This window comes from Quadrisphaera setariae (assembly GCF_008041935.1).
Classification (GTDB): Bacteria; Actinomycetota; Actinomycetes; order Actinomycetales; family Quadrisphaeraceae; genus Quadrisphaera; species Quadrisphaera setariae.
This window is the reverse complement of record NZ_VKAC01000001.1, coordinates 414351-435588: the sequence shown is the minus strand read 5'-3', so window position 1 is coordinate 435588 and position 21238 is coordinate 414351. Positions and strand designations below refer to the sequence as shown.

19 protein-coding genes are annotated in these 21238 nt (G+C 74.6%); 2 read left to right on the top strand and 17 right to left on the bottom strand.

Going from position 1 to position 21238, the window contains the following annotated elements:
* Positions 1–25: 25 nt before the first annotated feature.
* The 3 genes from FMM08_RS01985 to FMM08_RS01975 are packed head-to-tail and all read right to left on the bottom strand — an operon-like array spanning position 26 to position 2978.
* Complete coding sequence (locus tag FMM08_RS01985) at positions 26–955, bottom strand: DUF6807 family protein (protein ID WP_147924626.1); 930 nt, start codon at positions 953–955, stop codon at positions 26–28.
* Entirely contained in the window at positions 952–2130 is a 1179-nt protein-coding gene (locus FMM08_RS01980) for a Gfo/Idh/MocA family protein (RefSeq protein WP_147924625.1), read from the bottom strand. Before FMM08_RS01980 ends, FMM08_RS01985 begins: the two co-directional genes overlap by 4 nt.
* The gene (locus tag FMM08_RS01975; RefSeq protein WP_222710288.1) at positions 2127–2978 is read right to left on the bottom strand and encodes a sugar phosphate isomerase/epimerase family protein; all 852 of its coding nucleotides are present in this window, start codon (positions 2976–2978) and stop codon (positions 2127–2129) included. The genes FMM08_RS01980 and FMM08_RS01975 overlap by 4 nt, the downstream gene beginning before the upstream one ends.
* 319 nt (positions 2979–3297) lie before the next feature.
* Between FMM08_RS01975 and FMM08_RS01970 the strand changes: the two genes are divergently transcribed.
* The gene (locus FMM08_RS01970; protein WP_147924624.1) at positions 3298–4299 is read left to right on the top strand and encodes a helix-turn-helix transcriptional regulator; all 1002 of its coding nucleotides are present in this window, start codon (positions 3298–3300) and stop codon (positions 4297–4299) included.
* 16 nt (positions 4300–4315) lie between these two features.
* Here FMM08_RS01970 and FMM08_RS01965 read toward each other — a convergent pair whose 3' ends face one another.
* The gene (locus tag FMM08_RS01965) at positions 4316–5257 is read right to left on the bottom strand and encodes a hypothetical protein (protein WP_147924623.1); all 942 of its coding nucleotides are present in this window, start codon (positions 5255–5257) and stop codon (positions 4316–4318) included.
* 28 nt (positions 5258–5285) lie between these two features.
* Here FMM08_RS01965 and FMM08_RS01960 point away from each other — a divergent pair, with 28 nt between their 5' ends.
* Complete coding sequence (locus FMM08_RS01960; protein WP_147924622.1) at positions 5286–5666, top strand: hypothetical protein; 381 nt, start codon at positions 5286–5288, stop codon at positions 5664–5666.
* A gap of 58 nt (positions 5667–5724) precedes the next feature.
* Here the strand turns inward: FMM08_RS01960 and FMM08_RS01955 are convergent, their stop codons facing one another.
* The 13 genes from FMM08_RS01955 to FMM08_RS01895 form a co-directional block, all read right to left on the bottom strand.
* Entirely contained in the window at positions 5725–6687 is a 963-nt protein-coding gene (locus FMM08_RS01955; protein ID WP_187279468.1) for an oxygenase MpaB family protein, read from the bottom strand.
* A 141-nt stretch (positions 6688–6828) separates the two neighbouring features.
* On the bottom strand, positions 6829–8304 hold the full coding sequence (locus tag FMM08_RS01950; protein ID WP_147924620.1) for an HNH endonuclease signature motif containing protein: 1476 nt from the start codon (positions 8302–8304) through the stop codon (positions 6829–6831).
* 121 nt (positions 8305–8425) lie between these two features.
* Positions 8426–8983: a cell wall-binding repeat-containing protein gene (locus tag FMM08_RS01945; protein ID WP_147924619.1), complete on the bottom strand. Its 558-nt coding sequence runs from the start codon at positions 8981–8983 to the stop codon at positions 8426–8428.
* A 424-nt stretch (positions 8984–9407) separates the two neighbouring features.
* Entirely contained in the window at positions 9408–11054 is a 1647-nt protein-coding gene (locus FMM08_RS01940; protein WP_147924618.1) for a fucose isomerase, read from the bottom strand.
* Positions 11055–11114: 60 nt separating this feature from the next.
* Positions 11115–11975, bottom strand: a complete 861-nt coding sequence (locus FMM08_RS01935) for a dihydrodipicolinate synthase family protein (RefSeq protein ID WP_147924617.1) — start codon at positions 11973–11975, stop codon at positions 11115–11117.
* Entirely contained in the window at positions 11972–12916 is a 945-nt protein-coding gene (locus FMM08_RS01930; protein ID WP_147924616.1) for a ribokinase, read from the bottom strand. The genes FMM08_RS01935 and FMM08_RS01930 overlap by 4 nt, the downstream gene beginning before the upstream one ends.
* The gene (locus FMM08_RS01925; protein ID WP_147924615.1) at positions 12913–13671 is read right to left on the bottom strand and encodes an SDR family oxidoreductase; all 759 of its coding nucleotides are present in this window, start codon (positions 13669–13671) and stop codon (positions 12913–12915) included. The genes FMM08_RS01930 and FMM08_RS01925 overlap by 4 nt, the downstream gene beginning before the upstream one ends.
* On the bottom strand, positions 13668–14594 hold the full coding sequence (locus FMM08_RS01920; protein WP_147924614.1) for a carbohydrate ABC transporter permease: 927 nt from the start codon (positions 14592–14594) through the stop codon (positions 13668–13670). The genes FMM08_RS01925 and FMM08_RS01920 overlap by 4 nt, the downstream gene beginning before the upstream one ends.
* Positions 14591–15535, bottom strand: coding sequence for a carbohydrate ABC transporter permease (locus tag FMM08_RS01915; RefSeq protein WP_147924613.1), 945 nt, complete (start codon positions 15533–15535; stop codon positions 14591–14593). The genes FMM08_RS01920 and FMM08_RS01915 overlap by 4 nt, the downstream gene beginning before the upstream one ends.
* Before the next feature lie 106 nt (positions 15536–15641).
* On the bottom strand, positions 15642–16949 hold the full coding sequence (locus tag FMM08_RS01910) for an ABC transporter substrate-binding protein (RefSeq protein WP_147924612.1): 1308 nt from the start codon (positions 16947–16949) through the stop codon (positions 15642–15644).
* A gap of 66 nt (positions 16950–17015) precedes the next feature.
* The gene (locus tag FMM08_RS01905) at positions 17016–17960 is read right to left on the bottom strand and encodes a phosphoglycerate dehydrogenase (protein WP_187279467.1); all 945 of its coding nucleotides are present in this window, start codon (positions 17958–17960) and stop codon (positions 17016–17018) included.
* Positions 17961–18153: 193 nt separating this feature from the next.
* On the bottom strand, positions 18154–18798 hold the full coding sequence (locus FMM08_RS01900; RefSeq protein WP_147924610.1) for a GntR family transcriptional regulator: 645 nt from the start codon (positions 18796–18798) through the stop codon (positions 18154–18156).
* Between the two features lie 122 nt (positions 18799–18920).
* Positions 18921–21077 (bottom strand): cell wall-binding repeat-containing protein, encoded by a 2157-nt coding sequence (locus FMM08_RS01895; protein ID WP_147924609.1) that lies wholly within the window; start codon positions 21075–21077, stop codon positions 18921–18923.
* Positions 21078–21238: the final 161 nt, after the last annotated feature.

Below are 21238 nucleotides of genomic sequence, written 5' to 3'. Positions count from 1 at the left end.
GTGGAGGGTGAGCGGTGGAGGCCGCTCAGGCGGGGACGGCCCGCCCGGACCAGGCGGTGAGCGCCGCGTCCAGGACGTCGGGATCGGCGCGGCCGGGCAGGACGACGACGCGGGTGCGGAGCCGCAGGTCCTCGTCCGCGGCGAGCGTCCGGTCGCCGTGCATGAGGGGGGCGGTGGCGAGGAAGCCGAAGCCGTCGGTGGCCGTCGCGGCGTAGACGGGGTGCGGAGTCCCCTCGTCGTCGGGGTGGGGCAGCAGCGCCACCCCACCGCGGCCGGGGACGGCGGGCTCGTCCACCTCGGCGCCGTCCACGAGGCCGGTGTACGCGGCCCACGCGGCTCGCTCGCCGTGCACCGCTGCAGCGCCTCGGCGGTCTCCGGAGGCGAGGACCTCCTCCTCGCCCACCATGGCGCGGGCGGCGCGGTAGCTGAGGCCGGCGTACCCGCCCCAGCTGGTCTGCGGCCAGGGGGTGGTGGACAGCACCACCTCGCGGGTGGCCCGCCAGCGCTGGTCCCAGTCGAGCACCCACGCCCCCGGCAGCACCGGGTCGAGACCCGCCGTCACCACGCGCTGCTCGGAGAGGAGGACCTCCCCGGTGGCGTCGACCACCCAGTCGAGGCGCTCGGTCACGCGGACCCGCCCGTCGTCCTCGTGCACGGCGTGCTCGCGCACGAGGCTCCGCCCGAGGCCGGTGCGGTTGCCCCCGTACCCCGGGTGGTCCTCCCAGAACAGGACGTCGTCGACGAACTTCCACGACCACCACAGGCCGTGGTGCCAGCGGTGGTCGTGCGGGGCGTGCGCCGTCAGCACGCCGCGGTGCGCCAGGGGGCGCAGGTCGTCGACGTAGGGGTGGTTGGCGCGGCTGCCCCAGTGGAACGTGGCCAGGGGCTGGCCGGAAGGGCCGACCAGGGCGCCCGTCTCCCCCGGACCCGGCTCCCACGTCAGGCCGGCCCTCATGCGAGGGCCTGGGCCGCGGCGGTCTCGGGGGCCGTGACCGGCAGCGGAGGCTCCCAGCCGGAGAAGCCGTGGGACCAGCCGCTGCCGTAGGCGGGGTCGTAGCGGTCACCCATGACCTCGGCCACCTCGACGACGCGCCGCTGCTGGCCGGAGGTGTACGTCGCCTCCAGGACGGCCATCACCGCGAGGTTGTCCTGGACCGAGCACAGGGGCGTGCGGCCGGCGGCCAGCGCCTGCCGCAGGTGCGCCATGGTCAGGCCGAACGCGTGCGGGAACCAGGTGCCGCGCACGTGCGGGGCGATGGAGCGCCGCTCCACCTGGCTGCCGCCGCCGACCCGGGTGGAGACCACCACGTCACCCTCGGGGCGCCAGTCCACGAGCCCCTCGGGGCCCTGGACCCACACGGCCTCGTTCCCGTGCGGGACCGGTTCGGTGCCGTAGTAGGTGCCCGTGGAGACGAGCACCAGCTGGAGGCCGCTGCGGTAGCGGAGGGCGAGGTGGCCCCAGCCGTCCGAGGTGACGCCGGGCTGGGAGACGTCGTGACCGGTCATGGCGTGCACCTGCTCAGGCGGGCCGAAGAGCATCTGCAGCAGCCCGAGGTGGTGCACGGTCAGCCCGGCGGTCCACCAGCGCTCGTCCTTGCCGAACCACGGGTGGTCGGGGAGGTCGAACTGGTACTGGGCCACCAGCTGCGCGTAGCTGGGCTCCCCGACCACCCGGTCGTCGAGGAGGGCTCTCGAGAGGGCGATCGCCGAGGGCGTGAAGCACATGTTCTGGTTGACCATGCCGGTCACGCCCGCGGCCTCGGCGACCTCGACCAGCTCCAGGGCGTCGGCGTAGCTCATGGCCATCGGCTTCTGCACGAGGAAGGGCTTGCCGGCCGCCGCGATCTGCTCCACCACGGGGAGGCGGGTGGATCGGTGGTGGGGCGTGGCCAGGTCGACGACGCCGACAGCGGGGTCTGCGAGCAGGTCCGCGAGGTCGCCGTGGACCACGGCCGCTGGGGTGTCCGCCGCCAGCCGGGCCCGTGCGGCGGGGTCGGGGTCGTACCCGGCCACGACCGGCTGGCCGTAGAGCCGGTAGCCCTCGCGGTGGGCGGTCGTGATGCTGCCCAGGCCGACCTGGCCGATGCCCCAGGCGGCCGCGGCGCCGGCGCGCGTGCGCTCGGTGGTCATCGGGTGGCCCCCAGGCCCTCGAGGTAGGCGGCGGATGCGAGCACCGCGTCGTCGCCAGCCACCTCGAGGGTCGTGGCGCCGTCGAAGCCAGCGGCGGCGAGCGCGGAGTACACGCCTCCGACGTCGACCACGCCGGTGCCGAGCGCGGTGGTCGTCATGCCGCAGCCGAAGACCTCCCCGCGCTGGGCCTCCCACTCCGGTCCGAGGTCCTTCCAGTGGACGTGCTCGATGCGGTCGCCGAAGCGGTGGACGTACTCGACGGGGTCTGCTCCGGCGAGCCAGCTGTTGCCGGTGTCGAGGTTGACACCGAGGGCCGGAGAGCCGGAGCGCTCGAGCAGCTCCTCCATGGCCGTCGGGTCCCCGGTCACGGGCCCGTGCGGCTCGAGCAGCACCTTCACGCCGTGGTCCTCCGCCACGCGCAGCGGCTCGTGGAGCTTCTCCAGCACCGTGAAGATGCGCTGCTCGCGGGTGAGCCCCCGCCCGAAGCCGGTCTCCGGCTCTCCCTCGGTGGTGACGACGTGCGGCACACCGATCGCAGCGGCGGCGCGCACGGCCTTGATGACCTCCGCTGTGCCGTAGCGCCACGGAGCGGCGGGGTCGAGCAGGTCCGCGTGGGCGCAGAAGCTGGTGATGCGCAGTCCGCGGTCGGCGAAGAGCCGGCGCAGGTCGTGCGGGTTCGCGTCCAGGCTGGCGACCGCGCTGAAGCCGAAGTGGTTGCCCAGGACGGCTCCGTCTCCGGTGTCCGTGACGTCCGCGGTGGTGAACCCCCAGTCGCGGATGCGGTCGAGCTGGTGGTCGAGCGTCGAGAAGGGGTCGACGAGGGCGAAGCAACCGACGGTGATGGCCACGAGCGCTCCTTCGAGCTTGCGGAGAGGGAGCGACGACGCCCCCCGTTTCGTGCTCTCGAGCCTGCGGGCGAGCCCCGAGCGGTGTCGTCCGCTGGAGGTCGCTGGCCGATGTCGAACAGCCCCGCGGCCGCGGGCGCCTCGTCCGGCGGCACCGCCAGACGGGGAGCTGACCTGACCGCTACGGTCGGCGCTGGACACCGCCGTCCGGTCTCGCCCTGCGGTTGACCTGGTCGGCAGCGTCAGCGGTGAGCAGCTGCAGCTCGACGGCGCTCCACCGCGCCGGGTTCGAGGGCGGTGGTCCGGGGTGCGCGAGCGCGCGATGTTCCGAGGGTCGGACGGGACGTACCGGGACGATCCGAACGCCCCGCTGCGGCGGGCCGGTGCCCGCGGTGACATCGGGCTGTGGGCGTGGGGCCGCGCCGACTACCCCGGGCTGGCGCTCGAGGAGGGAGTGCTGCCGGGTCTGCTGAGCACCGGCCTGTGGGAGGTGACCGCGGACCAGGACTGGGGTCTCGACTGGCACCTGAACGAGGGCGTGGAGGTCACGTTCGTGACCCACGGGCGCGTCGGCTTCGCCAGCGGCGCCACCCAGCACGAGCTGGGCCGCGGGTGGATCACGGTGACCCGGCCGTGGCAGCGCCACCGCGTCGGCCTGCCCCACGTGACGGCGTGCACCCTGGGGTGGTTCGTGGTGGAGGTGGGCGCCCAGCGCCCCAACCAGGCGTGGAGCTGGCCGCCGTGGGTGGCCCTGCCGCAGGCGGACCTCGACCACCTCGCGGGCCTCCTGCGCGGACGCGACCGGACGGCGTGGCGGATCGGGGCCGGGATGGAGCAGGCGGTGGACCGGCTGGAGCTGGCGCTGCGCAGCCCCGGTCAGCGCGCGACGTCCCGGCTGGGCCTGCGGATGTCGGAGGTCCTCCTGGAGCTGGTCGACGTCCTGGAGGGCGAGGACGTCGCGGCCGACCCCTACCTCACCTCGGCGGAGCGGACCGTCGAGGTCTTCCTCGCCGGCCTGCGCACGAGGGTGGCCGAGCCGTGGACGGTGGGCAGCATGGCCGAGGCGTGCGGGCTGGGTCGCACGCGCTTCACCCACCACTGCCGCCAGCTCGTGAACACCACGCCGCTGGAGTACCTCACCGGGTTGCGCATGGAGCACGGACTGCGCCTGCTGGCCGGCACGGACGCCACCGTGGCCGACATCGCCCTCTCGTGCGGGTACTCCTCCAGCCAGTACTTCGCCACGGTGTTCCGACAGCACTTCGACCGCACGCCCCTGGCGGCGCGCCGGGCTGCGACCCGCCCGCCGCCCGCCGACGCCTGAGCGAGTCGGCCCGGGGTCAGCGGGCGGCCTCGGCGGTCGACGTGCTCGACGCCGCCGGGGCGAACTCCCGCCAGAAGTACTGCATGCGGCTGAAGAGGCGGGGCTGTCCGCCGCGGTCCACCTGGAAGCACTGCTCGGGGCCGCCGGTGGCCGGGTCGACGTCGGCGTGCCACAGCCAGCCGTAGTGGCGGGCGTGCGCACCCGTGCACCCGCCCCACCCGAAGGCCGACGTCACGGCCTGGTCGCTGACGGCCGTGGTCACCCGCACGCGGGGGTCGTCCGCGGCGGTGGCGCCGAGCTGCGGGCCGAGGCGGAGGTCGGTGGACGACAGCGCGTCGGCCACGGCCCGGTGGTCGGGGTGGGGGTAGCGGAACCCGGTGGCGGTGACCTCGTCGTAGTAGGCGCCCACCACACCGCGGCTCGGCAGCGTCGGGTCGATGCCGAGGCGGCTGCGGTTGTCGCGGACGGACTCCACGGCCCACACCACCTCGTCGCGGGTGAGGTCGCGGTCGCCGAGGTCGAAGACCACCAGCGCCCCGCGCCCGCCGTCGTCGGTCCACAGGTGGGCGCTGCGGTCCCGCCGGGCGCAGGTGCCGGGCGTCGCGTCGACGCGGCACACGGGGGTGCTGCGGGAGCCGACCAGCCGGGAGACCTCGCCGCGGTCGGTGAAGCGGGCGGGAACGGAGGAGTCGGTGGCGGCCATGTCGGTGAAGAAGCCCCGCCAGGAGTCGAGCCGGGCCTGCTCGCACGAGTCCGTCCACCTGCCCTGCGGCAGCACGTCCGGGGCGGCCTCGACGCCGCGGTCCCAGCCGGGCAGGTCGGGGTCGCAGTTGGACGACTCCTCCCCGTGCGTGAGCAGCACGAACACCTTGAACAGGTCGGGGGTCTGCTCCACCTGCGACCACACCTGGAACTCGTCGTCCGGGTGGGGCAGCACGGCGTACACGACGCCCGTCACGCCGGCCGCCGTCCTGGGCCGGAACGCCGTGGCGGACGGTGAGGCGGACGGTGAGGCGGAGGACGACGACGGCGACGGGCTCGCCGTCCCCGGGGTCGACGCCGCGTCCGAACCGCCGGAGCTGGAGGGCGAGCCACCGCTCGCGGGCTGCGCCGAGCCGTCCGAGCGCTGCGCCGGGATGGAAGCCGACACCGACGGGCTCGGGGTGGCGCTGCTCGTGGCGCGCGGGGTGGTGGTCGTGCTGGTCGTGCTGGGGCTGGCGCTGGGGCTGCTGGCCGCGTCCTGGCGGCCAGCGGCGCTGGCGGAGGCCGGCGCAGCCACCGCGAGGGCGGCGAGCAGCGCGGCGACTCCGGCCGAGGCCAGGGTCAGGCGACGTGCGCTCCGGGGCGGGGCAGCACGCACCCGATGATCGTGACCGGGCGGAGGGCTGCGGCCCCGGAGGCGCGCCGGGCGCGACGCAGACCGGTCTACACCGGACGTCTCGCCCGCACCTGGCGCCCCTCCTGCACCACTCGCACCACCGCAGGGTGCCGGTGGTGCTCGCCCACACCGAGGTCGGCCAGGGAGTAGCCCTCCGGGTACGGACCGAGGGGCGCGCCGGGGGTGAACCACCCGGGCACGGGCCTCCCCCGGGTGGGCGACAGCAGCCCGCGCGTGACGAGCCCGAGCCGGAGGGCGGTCCGCACCGGTGCTCCCACGCGCGGCAGGCCGAGGGCGCTGCGGGCCGGTTCGTCGGTGAGCGCCGCGGCGAGCAGCCGGGAGACGGGCCGCAGCGGCTCGGGGAGGTCGGAGACCATGACGTCCCAGCTGGCCTCGAGCAGCACCCGACCGGCGTCGGTGCGGCGCAGGTGGGCGAGCTCGTAGGCGCGGAAGGCGTCGGCGAACTCGGCGTGCGTCTCGGGGATGCCGGTGATGCCCATCCGCGTGCCGACCTCGCGCCACCAGTCGACGCACGCCTGCCGCTCGTCGTCGGTGAGCCGGCGCCAGCCGAGCGCGTCGATCATCTGCGGGCCGAGCACGGCGAAGGTGCCGAGCACCCAGAGCGAGTCGTCGTTGCGGATGCTCCAGCGGCCGTGCATGGCGTTGAGCCGCCGCACCACCTCCTGGCCCTGCTCGGAGTCGATGCCGTGGTGCACCAGCTCGTAGACGAACAGGGCGGTGTCGACGGCCCGCTCGGTGGAGGCGTGCTGCACGTGCCCGGTGTGCAGGAGCAGCGCGGCGACCCGGGGCGAGGCGTACGTGCGCAGGTAGGCGAGGGCGTTGGCCAGGCGGAACTCCAGGGTGAACTCCTGGACCACCCGCTGGTAGGTCGCCTCGGCCTCCGCGACCCGCTCGGGCGGCAGCAGCGTGGGGAAGTCACCGGCTGCACTTCCGGCCGGGCTCCCGGCTGCGTCACGGGTTCCACCCGGGTCCTGGTCTGCCGCCGCCACCGCTGCCTCCTCCGGCGCGGACGTCCCCCACGACCAGCGCCGTGACCAGCATCCTCGCCGGCGGGCGCGCCGTCGAGGATCGCCCCCGCCCGGGGGACGACCTTGCAGCGCGACAGCACGCAGCAGTCCCGCAGGCACGCGTCAGCAGGGCGCTTCGGAGGGGACGACGGAGGCGGCGGGGCGCGGTGGTGACCAGGCCGACGGCCCTGGTGGGTCGTCCAGCCGCAGTTGCTGCGCTCGCTCGCGGGCGGTCTCCCGCACCGCTCTCCGCGGGTTCACGAGCCACCGCCGCAGGGCGTCGACGGTGGCGGGCGGCCTGACCTGCGACACGCCGTCCACCACGCGCACCTCCCACACGCCCATGCCCACCTGCAGGTGATGACGCGGGCAGAGGAGCACCCCGTTGTCGACGTCGGTGGGGCCGCCGGCCTGCCACTCCACCACGTGGTGGGCCTCCAGCCAGGCGAGCTTCGCGTCGCAGCCGGGGACGACGCATCCGCCGTCACGGGCGTACAACGCCCGCCGCTGCGGCGGGGTGAAGCACCGCACCGACCGCCCGAGCGCGAGCACGGTGGCACCGGCGCCCTCCGCGGAGAGCACCACGGCCTGCAGCACGCCCCTGGCCACCACCGTCCGCAGCACCGCAATCGGCAGCGGTCCGGTCTGCTCGCACTCGGCCCGCCCCGCGCCCTCGAGCTCGCGGATCTGCTCCGGTGTCGCGGTGACGATGATCCGCGGGGGCTCACCGCCGCGCGTGGAGGCGGGGTCGGAGGCCGCCAGGGCGATGAGCCCCAGGGCGTCGGCGCGCCGCTGGGACGCGGTCCGCTCGTCCCTCACGGTCGTGGCCACCTGCGGCTCGGCACCCCAGGGACCGGACCCGGTGTCATCGTCGTCGACGACCTCCGCCTCGACGGTGGGGGCGGGCCTGCTGAAGTGGTCGGTCGCTGCGATGAACTGCGCCCCGTTGAGGGGGTCGAGGTTGCCGCGCACCGACACCCAGCCGTCGTCGTGCACGGTGTAGTCGAGTCCGCGCTTCTCCAGCGCGTCGGGGTCGAAGCTGCCGTCGGCGCGCTTCGGGTCGAGCAGGTCGCGCAGCTCCCGGCACAGCTGGACGGCCTCGGCGTAGGTGCGGCCGGGCAGGTCCTGCGCGAGGGCGCGGTCCAGCTCGTCCCCGCACTCGCGGCGCACAGCCCGGGGCAGCGACCGCAGAAGGCGCGCGGCCAGGTCGAACACGTCGGTGGAGATGCGCCCCGCGGCGTGCAGCGCAGCGACCTCGGGCATGGGCGGCTGCTGCGGGTCTCCCGCCCCGGTGGCGCGCGAGACCAGCTCCAGGCGCTTGGCGGCGGCGGGGCCGTACCCGGCGGACCCGGTGAGCAGCCCGACGGGGTTCGCCGCGCCGACCTCGTCGAGGTCGCTGCGGGAGAAGGTCGCCATGAGCTGCAGCACCGCGGCGTCGACCATGCGCCCGAGCACCACGGCTTCCTGCAGCGCCCCCGACCGGTCAGCCGGCGACAGCGCGCCCACCCAGCCGCACGCCTCGACCACCTCGCGCAGAGCGACCTGCGCGTCCGCGAGCGCGGCACCGAGGCGCCCGCTCGAGGGGGTGGTCGAGGTCATGTCCCAGACGCTAGGGGGCACCGCCGACAGTCGAACGGGCGTGCAGAGGTACTGCACAGGAGCATGATCCGCGCAACTTGAGGACCACCCTTCCGGCCCAGCGCAGCACGGGCGGTGACGGTCAGACGCCCTTCGCCTGCCGCGCCCGCTCCGACAGCTCCGCGAGCGCGTCGGCGGTGTCGTAGCGGTCCCCGCCCTTCACCAGACCCACCACGGTGTGCTGGGTGCCAGTGCGGGCTCTGAGCTCCCCGTCGAGCATCGTCACCAGGCCGTCGTCGAAGGCGGCCTGCCCCACCACGACGTAGCGCACCTCGCGCTTGTCGTACCGCAGCCGGCCGGACTGGTAGTAGCCCGGGTGCGTCGCCCCGCTGGCGCCGTCACCAGCCAGGAGCACGGGCGCGCCGAGGGCCGCTGCCAGCGGGGCGGCGGCGAGGGAGTCGACCAGGTGGCGGTCGCTGCCGCTGGTGACGACGGCGTACTCCACTCCGGGCTCCAACACCACTCGACCGTTGTCGTGGTTGAAGAAGGAGCCGCTCACCGGGGCGAGCACCTCGAGGAAGTCATCCTCGGGCCGCTGGGAGGTGCTGGCGACGGCGGTCGACGCCGACGTGGCGGCGAGCAGCGCAGCGCACATGGCACCGCCGACGAGAGCGGAGCGGGTGCGGCGAGAAGAGGTCACCGGGTGAGCGTGGCAGGGCCCTCGGGACGTCGTCCGCAGAACCGCGGACGTCGCCCCCGGAGGGCCCCCGCCCGACACGAGGCCGCGCGATCCCCAGGAGCCCCGCCGCGCGGGCCGCCTCTGGCAGACCTGGCGTGCACGCGTTGTCGAAGGTTGCTGTGGCCTTCTACGACGGTGCTCAGCGCAGGTGGGGCGGTGGACGACGCGAGCACGACGGTCCGCTGTTCCACCAGCAGACGCTCTCGCCACCTCCGCGGCGGTGGCCGTCCACGTCCGCCACCCCGCTCCCGCCTCCCCGCGGACGACGGCGAGCGGCGCCCGACCGGCGGCTGGGGACGATGCCGCCCGACCTCCCCCTTCGTGATCGCGGACTGCGAGAGCAGCCGAGCGCGCACAGCGCCCACGACCACGGGAGGAGGCCGGCTCAGGCGGGCAGCGGCACGTCCCCGCACAGGTGCACCCGCAGGCCCAGCTCGGCGAAGGCGGTGGCCTTCGCCAGCAGCGCCCTGTCCGCCGTGGCCACGTCGGGCGCGTACGCGATGTTGGCGTGGTTGGCCTTGTGCCGGCCCATGAACTGGTTGCGGGTGGTGCCGTGCATCACCACGTGGGCGATCGGCCACTCCGGGTTGGTCGCCGCCCAGCGCCGCTCGGTCTCCGCCTTGGGGAGCGCCACGACGTGCGCGCGGCCCAGGTCCACCTGCAGCTGCCCCTCGGCCAGGTACACCCGCGACCACACGACCTCTCCGGGCTTGGACACCCCGCGGATCGTCGACCCACCGGCGGGGAAGAACACCGGGTCCTGGCGCCACCCCTCGGCACTCGGGTAGCCACCCAGGTGGGAGGGCGGCACCGAGCCCGAGATCTCGAAGGTCCACACGAACATGCCGTCGTAGTACTCGCCCCAGCGCACGTCGTGCAGGGTGGTCGCGGGGTCCAGCCCCATCGCCGTCCACACCCGGTTGGTGACCAGCGAGTCCACGGCGACGCCCTCGTCGACCTCGTTGAAGTGCGGCAGCGCCCGCCCCTCGAAGAGCACCCGCGAGCCGTCGCGGGAGGTCACCGGCGGGCGGTCGACGTTGTTGAGCAGGCCCTCGACGAGGTCGGAGGCCGGGCACAGGTCCTTGAGGCCCTGCTGGTACTGGATCCCGATGGCGTCGCAGCCGAAGTCGTCAGCGATGCGGACCGCTGCCACGTACATCTTGTGCTGCCACGTCAGCTGCGCCTCGGTCAGCTCGGTGGCCTCGTCGCTGCCCAGCCGGAAGGTCATCCCGGCCGCCTTGAGCCAGTGGCCCACCTCGTCGGCCTCGGCGTCGGAGACCGTCTGCATCTCCGCCCACAGCGCCGACTGGGAGAGGCGCTCCTTGTAGACGCCGATGGCGTTGAGCAGCTCGTCGTCGAAGATCGCGTTGTACATGCCCATGCAGCCCTCGTCGAAGACGCCGATGATCGCCTTCTCGGTGCGCAGCTGGCGCGCCAGCGCGGTCCCCAGCTCCTTCTCGGCGCTGTCGGGCAGGTCGGCCAGCGCCGGCAGGGCCCTCACGTGGGAGGCGTCGTGGTGCAGCTCGCCGGTGGCCAGCCAGGTCCGCAGGCCCTGCACCGCGTAGTCGTCGGTCCAGTCCTTGCTCCACAGCGTGGAGTAGGCGATGCCCGCCTTGGCCAGGGAGCCGTTGAGGTTGAGCATCCCCACCAGCCCCGGCCAGTCCGGCTCCCAGTTGCCGGCCACCAGGATCGGCCCCCGGTGGTCGCGCAGCCCGGCGAGCACGTGGTGGGAGTACTGCCACACGGCCTCGGCCACCACCAGCGGAGCGGTGGGAGGCACCGACCGGAAGACCTCCAGGCCCATCCGCTGGCTGGAGATGAACCCGTGCCCGGTGCTGGGGTCGACGTCGTGGGCGCGCACCAGGGTGCGCCCGAGCTGCGCCAGCGCCGCGCCGATCTGCGCCTCCAGCTGCTGCTGGACGCCCCAGCCGGCGGTGTTGGCGCTCTCGCGCAGGTCGCCGGAGGCGACCAGGTAGACGGCGCCGTCGGCGGCAGCGGGCGGCTCGTGCAGGGTCGGCAGGGCGTACGTCATCGGAGCTCCCGGGGTCGTGAGGCGGGTCGGGTCGGGGCGTCAGCGGGGCGGGGCGCTGGGTCAGGCGTGCTCGGCGACAGCGGCGGCGATCTCGTCGCGCAGCTCGGGGCCGACGGCCGGCTGGGCCATGCGCGCGGCCCACGGCGAGCCGGTGCGCAGCGACAGGCCGGTCTTGAGGCGGGCGACGGAGGGACCGGTGAGGCCGACGACGCGCTCGACGACGGCCTGCAGCCGCTCGGCCTCGGTGGCGTCGCCCTCCACCAGCGCGCGGCGGAGCGCGCCGAACGTCTGGGGGAAGAGCGCGGAGACCCCGGAGACCACGCCGGTGCCACCGGCGGCGAGCACCTTCCCGAACGTCGCGTCGTCCCCGGACCACACCGACTGGCCGGGCCGGGCCACCGCGAGGTGCTCGGCCAGGAGGGTGGAGGCACCGCCGGACAGCTTCATGCCCGCCATCCCGGGCAGCGCGAGCACCTGGGCGACGACGTCGACGGGGACCACCGCGCCGGTGCGCTCGGGGAAGAAGTAGCCGTACAGGTCGGCGTCGGCGTGCTCGGCGGAGAGCGCGGCGAAGAAGGCGACCGTCCCGGCGTCGTCGGTGGGCAGGTAGTAGGGGTTGAGCAGCGCCAGCCTGTCCACCCCCAGCTCGCGCGCCGCGGCCGAGACCCGCAGCACCTGCCGGGAGGAGGCGTGGCCGACGTGCGCGATGACCCGGGGAGCACCGAGCACGGCGACCGCGGTGCGGAAGGCGCCGACCCGCTCGTCGTCGTCCAGGGCGGGGAACTCACCCGTGGTACCGGCGACGAGCACGGCGTCGACGTGGGGCTCGAGGGTGGCCAGCACCTTCTCGAAGGCGGACTCGTCGAGCGCGCCGTCGGCGGTGAAGGGCACGGGGACGGCGCTGATGAGGTGGTCGGTCATGGCGTGGCCTCCTGGAGGCGGGTCGGGTCGGGCAGGTCGGGCAGCGCGGCGGTGATCTCCGCGCGGGTCGGCATCGAGGCGGCGGCGCCGGGCCGCTCCACCGACAGCGACGCCGCGGTCGTCGCCGCGGCGAGGGCGCGCTCCAGCCGTGCGCCCTCGGCGAGCAGGGCCACGAGCACCCCGGCGAAGGTGTCCCCGGCGCCGGTGGTGTCCACTGCCGCGGCGGGGCGTGCGGGCACGCGCCGCACCACTGCCCCGCCGGTGGCGACCAGTGCGCCGTCGGCCCCGAGCGTGACGACCACGGTGGTGGCCGAACGGCTCAGCGCCTCCGCGGCGCGCTCGACGCCGGGCTCGCCGCTCAGCTCCTCCGCCTCGCCGGCGTTGAGCACCAGCAGGTCGGTGAGCGCGACGAGCTCGTCGAGGCCGTCGCTCACGGGTGCGGGCGTCAGCACCGTCGTCGTGCCGTGCTCGCGGGCCACCCGCAGCGCGCGGCGCACCAGCTCCCTCGGCCGCTCGAGCTGCAGCACGAGGTGGCTGGCGGCGGCGACGGCGCGCCGGTCGTCGTCGGTCAGGTCGTCGAGGGCGTTGGCGCCGGGGACGACGAGGATGCTGTTCTCGCCGTCGTCGGTGACGGTCACCACCGCCAGGCCCGTGGCACGAGCGCCGTCGGTGCGCAGGAGCGCGGTGTCCACGCCGTCTCGCTGCAGCACGCCGCGCAGCAGCTGCCCGTGGGGGTCCTCCCCCACCGCCCCCGCGAAGGCGACCCGGGCGCCAGCTCGTGCGGCGGCGACGGCCTGGTTGAGGCCCTTGCCGCCGGCGCCGGTGGTGGCCGAGGTGGCGGAGAGGGTCTCCCCCGGGCCGGCGAGGCGCGGTGCCCGGACCACGAGGTCGGCGTTGGCGCTGCCCAGCACCACCACCGCGCCCGTCGCGCGGCCCGTCACCGCGCACCCGCCGGGACGGGCACGGGCGCGGCGTAGGAGGCGTTGGCGGTGGGCGTGATGACCAGCTCGTTGACGCAGACGCGTCCCGGCTGGGAGCACACCCACGCCACCGCCGAGGCGACGTCCTCCGGGGCGAGCATGAGCGAGGTCTCGGCGTCGGTGGGCGGCACCGGGCGGGTGCGCAGGATGTCGGTGGCCACCTCGCCGGGGCACAGGTGCGTGGCCCGCACGCCGTGGTGCCGCTCCTGCTGGTTCAGCGTCTCGGCGAGGGAGCCCATGGCCGTCTTGCTCGCGGAGTAGGCGGCGCCGGCGCCGGGCGAGAAGGTCCAGCCGGCCCAGGAGGAGACGAGCACCACGTGGCCCCCGCCCCGGGAGCGCATGCCGGGCAGCACCGCGGAGGCGGCGCGCACGACGCCGGTGAGGTTGGTGTCGACGACGCCGGCGAAGGCGGTTCCCGACAGCTGCGACCAGGCGCGGCGCGGGGTGTTGGTGCCGGCGCTGTAGACCAGGCGCGCCACAGGCCCGCCCCGGTCCTCGACGGCTGCACCGGCGCGGGCCACGGCGTCGTCGTCGGTGACGTCGAGGGGCAGGGCCAGCGCCGGGCACCCGGTGGCCGCCACCGCGGCGGCCGTCTCCTCCAGGTGGTCCGCGCGGCGGCCGGAGACCACCACGAGGTCGGATGCCGCGGCCAGGGACAGGGCGCACGCGCGGCCGATCCCCGAACCGCCGCCGAGCACCCAGGTGGTGCCGCTCATCCCTTGGTGGCGCCGGCGGTGAGACCGCTGACCACGTACCGCTGCGCGACCAGCGCCACGAGCATCACGGGCACGGTGATGATGACGGCGGCGGCCATGAGGCCTCCCCAGTCCACCGAGGCGTAGCTGGTGAAGTTGACGATCGCCACCGGCAGGGTGCGGGTCTCCTGGTCGGACAGCACCAGGGCGAAGAGGAAGTTGTTCCAGCTGAAGATGAAGGACAGGATCGCCGAGGTGGCGATGCCGGGCACCGACAGCGGCAGCACCACGCGGGCGAAGGCGCCGATGCGGCTGCAGCCGTCGATCTGCGCGGCCTCCTCCAGCTCACCGGGGACGCCCTCGAAGAAGCTCGACATGATCGCCACGACCAGGGGCATCGTCACGAAGATGTGGGTGAGCACCAGCACGGCGTAGGTGCCGACCAGCTGGACCTGCGAGAACAGGTAGTACCAGGGGATCAGCAGGCTGACGCCGGGGATGACGCGGGCCAGCAGCAGGAAGCCGGTGGCGCTGCGCACCCGGTAGCGGGAGACGGCGTAGGCGGCAGGCACCCCGATGACCAGCGCGAGCAGGGTCGACCCGATGCCCACCACCACGCTGTTGACGATGAAGTCGCCGAAGGCCTGCGCCCCGAAGACGGTGCCGTAGTTGGCGGTGGTGGGGCTGAAGGTGAACGTCTTGGCGGGGTCGACCACGTCGAGGTTGGTCTTGAAGCTGGCCAGCAGCATCCACAGCAGCGGCACCAGGAACGCGAGCACCACCAGGACGATGCCGACGGCGCGCGCGACGCCTGCGGCGCGCTGTGCGGGGCGCAGCGGTCTGCGCTCCGGGATGGCGGCGAGCTCCTCGGGCGTGGAGGCGCCGGGCGCGCGCGGGGAGCGCGACGCCGACGGGCGGGCCGGCTGGTGGGCGGTCGCGGTCATGACTGGTCCGCCTTCTTGCGGAGGATGGCGAGCGTCGCCAGGACGATGACGATGAGCAGGAAGAAGAGCATCAGCAGCGCCGAGGCCCGCCCGTACTGGGAGAACTGGAAGGCCTGCCCGTAGGCGAGGACGTTGAGCGTCTCGGCCTCGTGGCTGGAGCCACCGCCGACGCCCTTGGTGGCGTAGATGATGTCGAAGGTCTTGAGCGCGTCGATGGAGCGCAGGATGGCCGCGGCCCCGATGACGGGCGCCAGCAGCGGCAGGGTGATGTGCCGGAAGCGCTGCCAGGCGCCGGCGCCGTCCACGCGGGCGGCCTCGTCCGGCTCCTCGGGGAGGGTGGTGAGCCCGGCCAGCAGGATGAGCACCACCATCGGCGTCCACTGCCACACGTCGATGAAGATCAGCGTGTTGAGCGCCGTGGAGGGGTCCGAGAGCCAGCCCTGCGCCGGGATCCCGAACCACCCGAGCACGAGGTTGGCGAAGCCGATGGTCGGCTCGAAGATCAGGAGCCACATCATGCCGACGGCGACGGGCGTGGCCACCAGGGGCAGCAGGATCAGCACGCGCACCACCCCCTGACCGCGGAAGGTCTTGCGCAGCAGCAGGGCGATGGCCAGTCCGATGACCAGCTCCAGCACCAGGGCGGCGCCGGTGAAGTAGGCGGTGCGGCCCACGGCCGGCCAGAACCTGTCGGCGTCGGTGAGCCAGCGCGTGTAGTTCTCCAGGCCGACGAAGCGCTTGGGCCTGCTGACGGACCCGGAGGCGTTGGTGAAGGACAGGTACGCCGTGTAGGCGATGGGGAAGGCGATCAGCAGCCCGACGAAGGCCACCGACGGGACGATCAGCACCCACTTCAGGTGGGCGTCCACCCGGTCGACGAACGACCGCCGGGTGCTGGGACGAGCCGCCGCGGGTGCGGGCGACGTGGTGGAGACGGCCAACGGTCCTCCTCGGTCCGGTGGTGCTGGGGCGCCCGCGGCAGCGGGCGGGTGGGAGTGCGCGGGTGCGGGCCGCCGGGTCCGCGGACGGGACCCGGCGGCCGCCGGCTCACCCCTCGGAGTCGAGCAGGTCCTGGAACTGCTTCTGGGCGTCCTTCGCCGCCGCGGCGACGTCACCGCCCTCGATCGCGGCGATGGCCGGGCCACCGACGATCTCGCGGGCCTGGGCCACCTGCTCCAGCTGCGGGCGGTCGTGGCCCACCCCGGACTCCCCGGCGTTGCGGATGATGTCCACCAGCTCGGCCGGGAAGGCCTCGGCCGCCGAGGCGTCGGCCCACGCCGACTCCCGCGCGCCCGGCACGGTGTTCTCCGAGAGCAGGCGGGCGGTGTTCTCCTTGCTGGTGGCCCACTTGATGAACTCCCAGGCGGCGTCCTTCTTGGTGGAGAACTCGTTGATGCCCACCGTCTGCGGGACGATGTTGTAGAACTTCGACCCGGCCGGGCCGGCGGGGAACTGCGCGAAGCCCACCGTGTCCACCACGGAGCTCTTCGTGGGGTCGAGGAAGGTGTACGCCTGGCTGTCGGCGTCGATGTAGAAGGCCGACTTGCCCTGGGCGAACAGCGCCGAGGCCTCGACCCAGCCCATGTTGGTCACCCCGGGCGGACCGTCGCTGCGCAGCAGGTCGCCGTAGAACTGGAAGGCCTGCTGCGCCTCCGGCGAGTCGATGGTGGCCTCGCCGTCCTTCCCCTGGAAGTCGCCACCGAAGCTGTAGAGGAAGGAGGAGTACTGCGTGACCAGCGGCACCCGCGACCCGCGCATCGCGATGCCGAAGGTGCCGGTGGCCGGGTCGTTGAGCGTCGAGACGGCGGTCTTGAGCTCGTCGAGGGTCTTCGGCACGGGGATGCCGGCCTGCTGCAGGAGGTCCTTGCGGTAGTAGACGATCTCGCGCTCGGTCATCACCGGGACGCCGTAGACGACGTCGTCGAGCTGCACGGCCTCACGGGCGGGCTGCTGGAAGTCCTCCCAGTCCCAGTCGGCGTCGCTGCTGACGTAGTCCGTCATGTCGGTGAGCCAGCCGTTGCGGGAGAACTCCCGCATGACGTCCTGCACCTGGAAGGCCATGACGTCGAAGTCCGAGGAGGAGGCGTTGAGCTTGACCTTGTAGGTGTCGTTGAGCTGCTCGTTGCCGTACGCCTCGATCTTGACCTGCACGCCGGTCTTCTGCTGGTACTCGGTGGCCAGCGTCTTGAGGCCCTCGGTCCACGGGCTGTTCGCGGCGATGACGGTGAGGGTCTTCACGTCCTCGGGTGCCGTCTGCTCCGCGGAGCCGCCGCTGCAGGCGGCCAGGGTCAGGGTGAGCGCGCCGGCGCTCGCGGCCGCGAGGAACGACCTGCGCGAGGGGCTGAGGGTGAACATCGGTGTTCCTCTCGAGGGGCGGGGCTGCCGGGGTCTGGCGTGGGTGCTGCTGGTGGAGGTGGTGCGTCAGTTGGCGACGTTGGCCGGCGTGCGGCCGCTGAAGACGTCGACGACGGCCTGGGCGGTGGCCCAGCCGATGCGGTCGTAGGCCTCGACGGTGTCCGCCGCCGCGTGGGGGCTCGTGATGACGGTGTCGAAGGCGAAGAGCGGGTTGGAGGCGTCCACGGGCTCCTGCTCGAAGACGTCCAGACCGGCGCCGCCGACCCGGCCGGAGGCCAGGCCCCGCACCAGGGCGGACTGGTCGACCAGCCCGCCGCGGCTGGTGTTCACCAGCAGCGTGCCGGGGCGCATGCGGGCGATGAGCGCGTCGTCGACGAGGTGGTGCGTGGAGGGGGTGTGCGGCACGTGGACGCTGACCACGTCGACGTCGGCCACCGCCTCCTCGAGGCCGACCAGGCGGCCGCCGGCCGCCGCGACGTCGTCGGCGTCGACGAAGGGGTCGTAGACCTTCAGCTCCACGTCGAACCCGGACAGGCGGCGGGCCACCAGCCGGGCGATGGCGCCGAAGCCGAGCAGGGCGACGCTCTTGCCGGCCAGCTCCACGCCCACGTAGCGGTCCCAGCGCCCCTCGCGGGAGGCGGTGTTCATCGCCGGCAGCTGGCGGGCCAGGGCGAGCATGAAGCCCACGGCCAGCTCGGCGACCGCCGCGGCGTTGCCGCCGGGGACGTTGACGACGTCGACGCCGCGGGTCCGCGCCACCTTGAGGTCGACGTTGTCCAGGCCCACGCCCAGGCGGCTGATGATGCGCAGGTCGTCGGCGACCTCCAGGGCGGCCTCGTCGTACACCTCCACGCCGGCGACGGCGGCGTCAGCGCCGGGGAGCAGGGCGTGCAGCTGCTCGTCGGTCCACGGGACGGTGGAGGAGTTCTCCACCAGCGTGAAGCCGTGGTCGAGGAGCAGCTGGCGGCCCCGCGCGCACAGCTCGGGGTACCTGACGGGTCCCACGATCACGCGGCGTCCACGGCCCACCGCCGCGCACCGGTCCTGGTCGCTGTGGTCGTGACCACCGGGCTGGTCCATGCCGTCTCCGCTCCGCCTCAGACGGGCGCGGGGCGGCGCCCCGGTCCCCGTCGACCAAACTGTTAACAGTCAACATAGAGAGGGGGCATGGCGGAGTCAAGGCAGCCCGCCCGAGGGGCTGGGTTCAGGCGGCGCCGAGCACGTCGCGCAGCCGCCCCTTGGCGGACTGCAGGTGCTGGTCCAGGCGTGCCACCGCGGCCGAGACGTCGCCCGTGCGGACCACGTCGAGGAACTCCTGGTGGTCCTCGGTGGCAGCGGCCAGGTCCCGGGTGTCGCTCATCTGCACCAGGACGGAGAACGTGCGGTGGTACGGCTTCCACGCCTCCAGCAGGCGCCGGTTGCGGGCCAGGGCGTAGAAGCTGCCGTGGAAGTCCATGTCGGCGGTGGCGAAGGCCTCGCCATCACCCGTCTCGGCGGCGGTGCGCATCCGGTCGACCACGCGCTGCACCGCGTCCCACTCCTGCGGCTCGGCGCGCTCCACGGCCAGCCGGATGGCCAGCCCCTCCAGCGCGCCCCGCAGGGCGTACAGCTCGTCCAGCTCCTCCATGTCCAGGGGCCGGGCGTAGAGCCGCTTGCGGCGGTTCTCCACCAGCCCCTCGATCTCGAGCTGGCGCAGCGCGTCGCGCACCGGGCCGCGGCTGACGTCGAAGCGAGCGGCGAGGGCGTCCTCGGCCAGGTGCAGCCCGTCCTCGACAGCCCCGGTCAGGATCTCCCGCCGGAGCTGGTGGGCGATCTGCTCCCCCATCGCCAGCGGGCGCACGTCAACCACTCGTCCTCCTCGATCGTCGCCACTGTCCACTGTTGACAGTAATCGGCGATCTCCGCCGGGGGTGGAGCGCCACGGAAGGGCAGCTCGACGACGACCCGGCCCGCTCGGGACCGCTGGCCGCGTCAGCGGGGTGCGAGCGCCGCTCTGACGCCGTCGCGGAGGCTGCCGGCGGGACCGCCCGGCGGCACCACCACCAGCGCCCCGCCGAGGGCCGCCGCGGCGGCGGCGCCGCTGAGCGCCTCGCCGTAGGCCTCGCCGCTGGCCAGCCACACGGTCGCCGGCGGCGGACCGGAGGCGAGCACGGCGGCGGCCGTCTCGTAGCGGCTCGCCCCGGCCACGCGCGTCGCGGTGCCGCCGGTGGCGGTGAGCACCTGGCGGACCACCTCGTCGGAGACGGCGGCCGGACCTCCCACGACGACGACGCGCGCCGGCCTCCACCGCGCCAGCTGCTCCGCCGTCGCCGCGGGCAGCGCCGCGGCCTGCGTCAGCAGCAGCGGGGCGCCGCTGCGCCCGGCCGCGCCGGCGGCGGACAGGGCGTCGGGGAAGGCTTCCCCCGAGACGAGGTACACGGTGTCCGGCGCGGCACCAGCCACATCGCCGGACCCACCACCGGGCGCCTCTCCGAGCGCGTCGAGGGCGACGGCCCGGGCGGTGGCGTACCTGTCGTCGCCGGCAGCGCGGACCACGGCCGCGCCGGTGGCCTGGCGGACCTGCTCGAGCACGGCGTCGCTGATCGCCTGGGGACCACCCGTGGCGGTGACCGTGGCGGGGTGCAGGCGCGCCAGCTCGGCGAGCACGGACGCCGGCACGGCGTCGGGACGGGTGAGGAGCACCGGCGCGGAGCTGCCGACGGCGGCGGCGGCCGCGCCGAGCGCGTCGGCGAAGGCCGTGCCGGTGGCGAGGTAGACGTGGTCGGCGCCGTCGGGGAAGGCCCGGGCCGAGAGCAGCGCGCTGGTCGCGTACGCATCACCGCCGGCGATCCGCTCGACGGCGCGCCCACCGGCCAGCGCCGCCAGCGAGGTGTCGCTGATGAGGTCCTGCCCGCCGACGGCCACGACGGCGTCGGGGCCGCCTGCGGCCGGGGATCCGCTGTCCGCCGTCGTCGTCGTGAGGGTCCGCAGCAGGTGGTCGGTGGTGCCGGCGAGCGGGCTCGCCACGCGGGACGAGCCCGCCACCAGCGCGGCGGCCACCTGCGCCGGCGACAGCGACGGACGGGCGCCGAGGAGCACGGCCGCCGCCCCAGCGGTGATGGGCGACGAGAGCGACGTGCCGCTGGTGACCACGGCGGAGGTGTCGCTGTCGGAGCCGGCGCTGACGATGCTCGCGCCGGGTGCCAGCAGGTCCACGCACGGCCCGCGGTTGGAGAAGCCGGCCACGGAGTCGCTGGCGGTGCTGGCGCCGACGGTGATGGCGGACGGCTCGCGGGCGGGACTGGTGCCGCACGCGTCGGAGCCCTCGTTGCCGGCCGCGACCACCACGGTGATGCCGTCGGCGACGGCGGCGCGCAGCGCGCGGTCCAGCCCGTCCGAGGGTGGGCCGCCGTAGCTGACGTTGAGGACGGCGGGGGCGCCGGCGGGGTGGTCGGCCACGGCCCAGGCGACGGCGGCGATGAGCGAGCTGCTGCGGGCAGAGCCCGCGCACCCGCTGACGCGCAGGGGGACGAGCGTGGCCTGCGGGGCCGCTCCGACCAGCCGGCCGGCGAGTGCACCGGCCACCGAGGTGCCGTGGCCGTTGCAGTCGGAGGTGCTGCCGCTGCCGGAGAAGTCGGCGCCGGGGCGCACCCTGCCGGTGAAGGCGGCGTGGCTGGCGCGCAGGCCGGTGTCCACCACGTACGCGGTCACCCCGGCTCCCTCGCCGCCGGGCCGGTACTGCCCGTCGAGCGGCAGCGACGCCTGGTCGATGCGGTCCAGGTGCCACGGCACGGCTGCGGACGCGGGCGAGGTGGACGCCCGGGTGAAGTAGTCACCGGCGGGCGTGGAGGTCTCGGCGGTGGGGGTGAAGAGCGCGTCGGGCTCGACGTCCGTGGCGGCGTCGAGCCGCTCGAGGCGCTGCGCGCGGGCGGCGGTGGTGCGCACGACCACGCTGCCGGTCTCGTCGTGGACGGCGAGCACCTCGCCCAGCCGGTCAGCGGCGGTCGCGGCCCCCGCGACGTCGGCGAGGTCGTCCACGCTGACCACGTAGGTCTGCTCCGGTGCCGGTCCAGCACTGGCCGCGCCGGAGGTCGCCAGGAGCAGCAGCACCGCTGCGGAGGCGGTCTGCAGCACCCGGCGTCGGCTCACACCGCGTCATCGACGTCCCCGTGCACGCTCAGCAGCCGCCCGGGCGGGCACCACCCGTCCAGACCACCCTCCGTGATCATGGGCGTCACCGGCACAACCCGCTGTGATCATGGGAGTTGCGAACACCGTGCCCGCCGCCGGTGGGGAACCTGGGTCCCGGT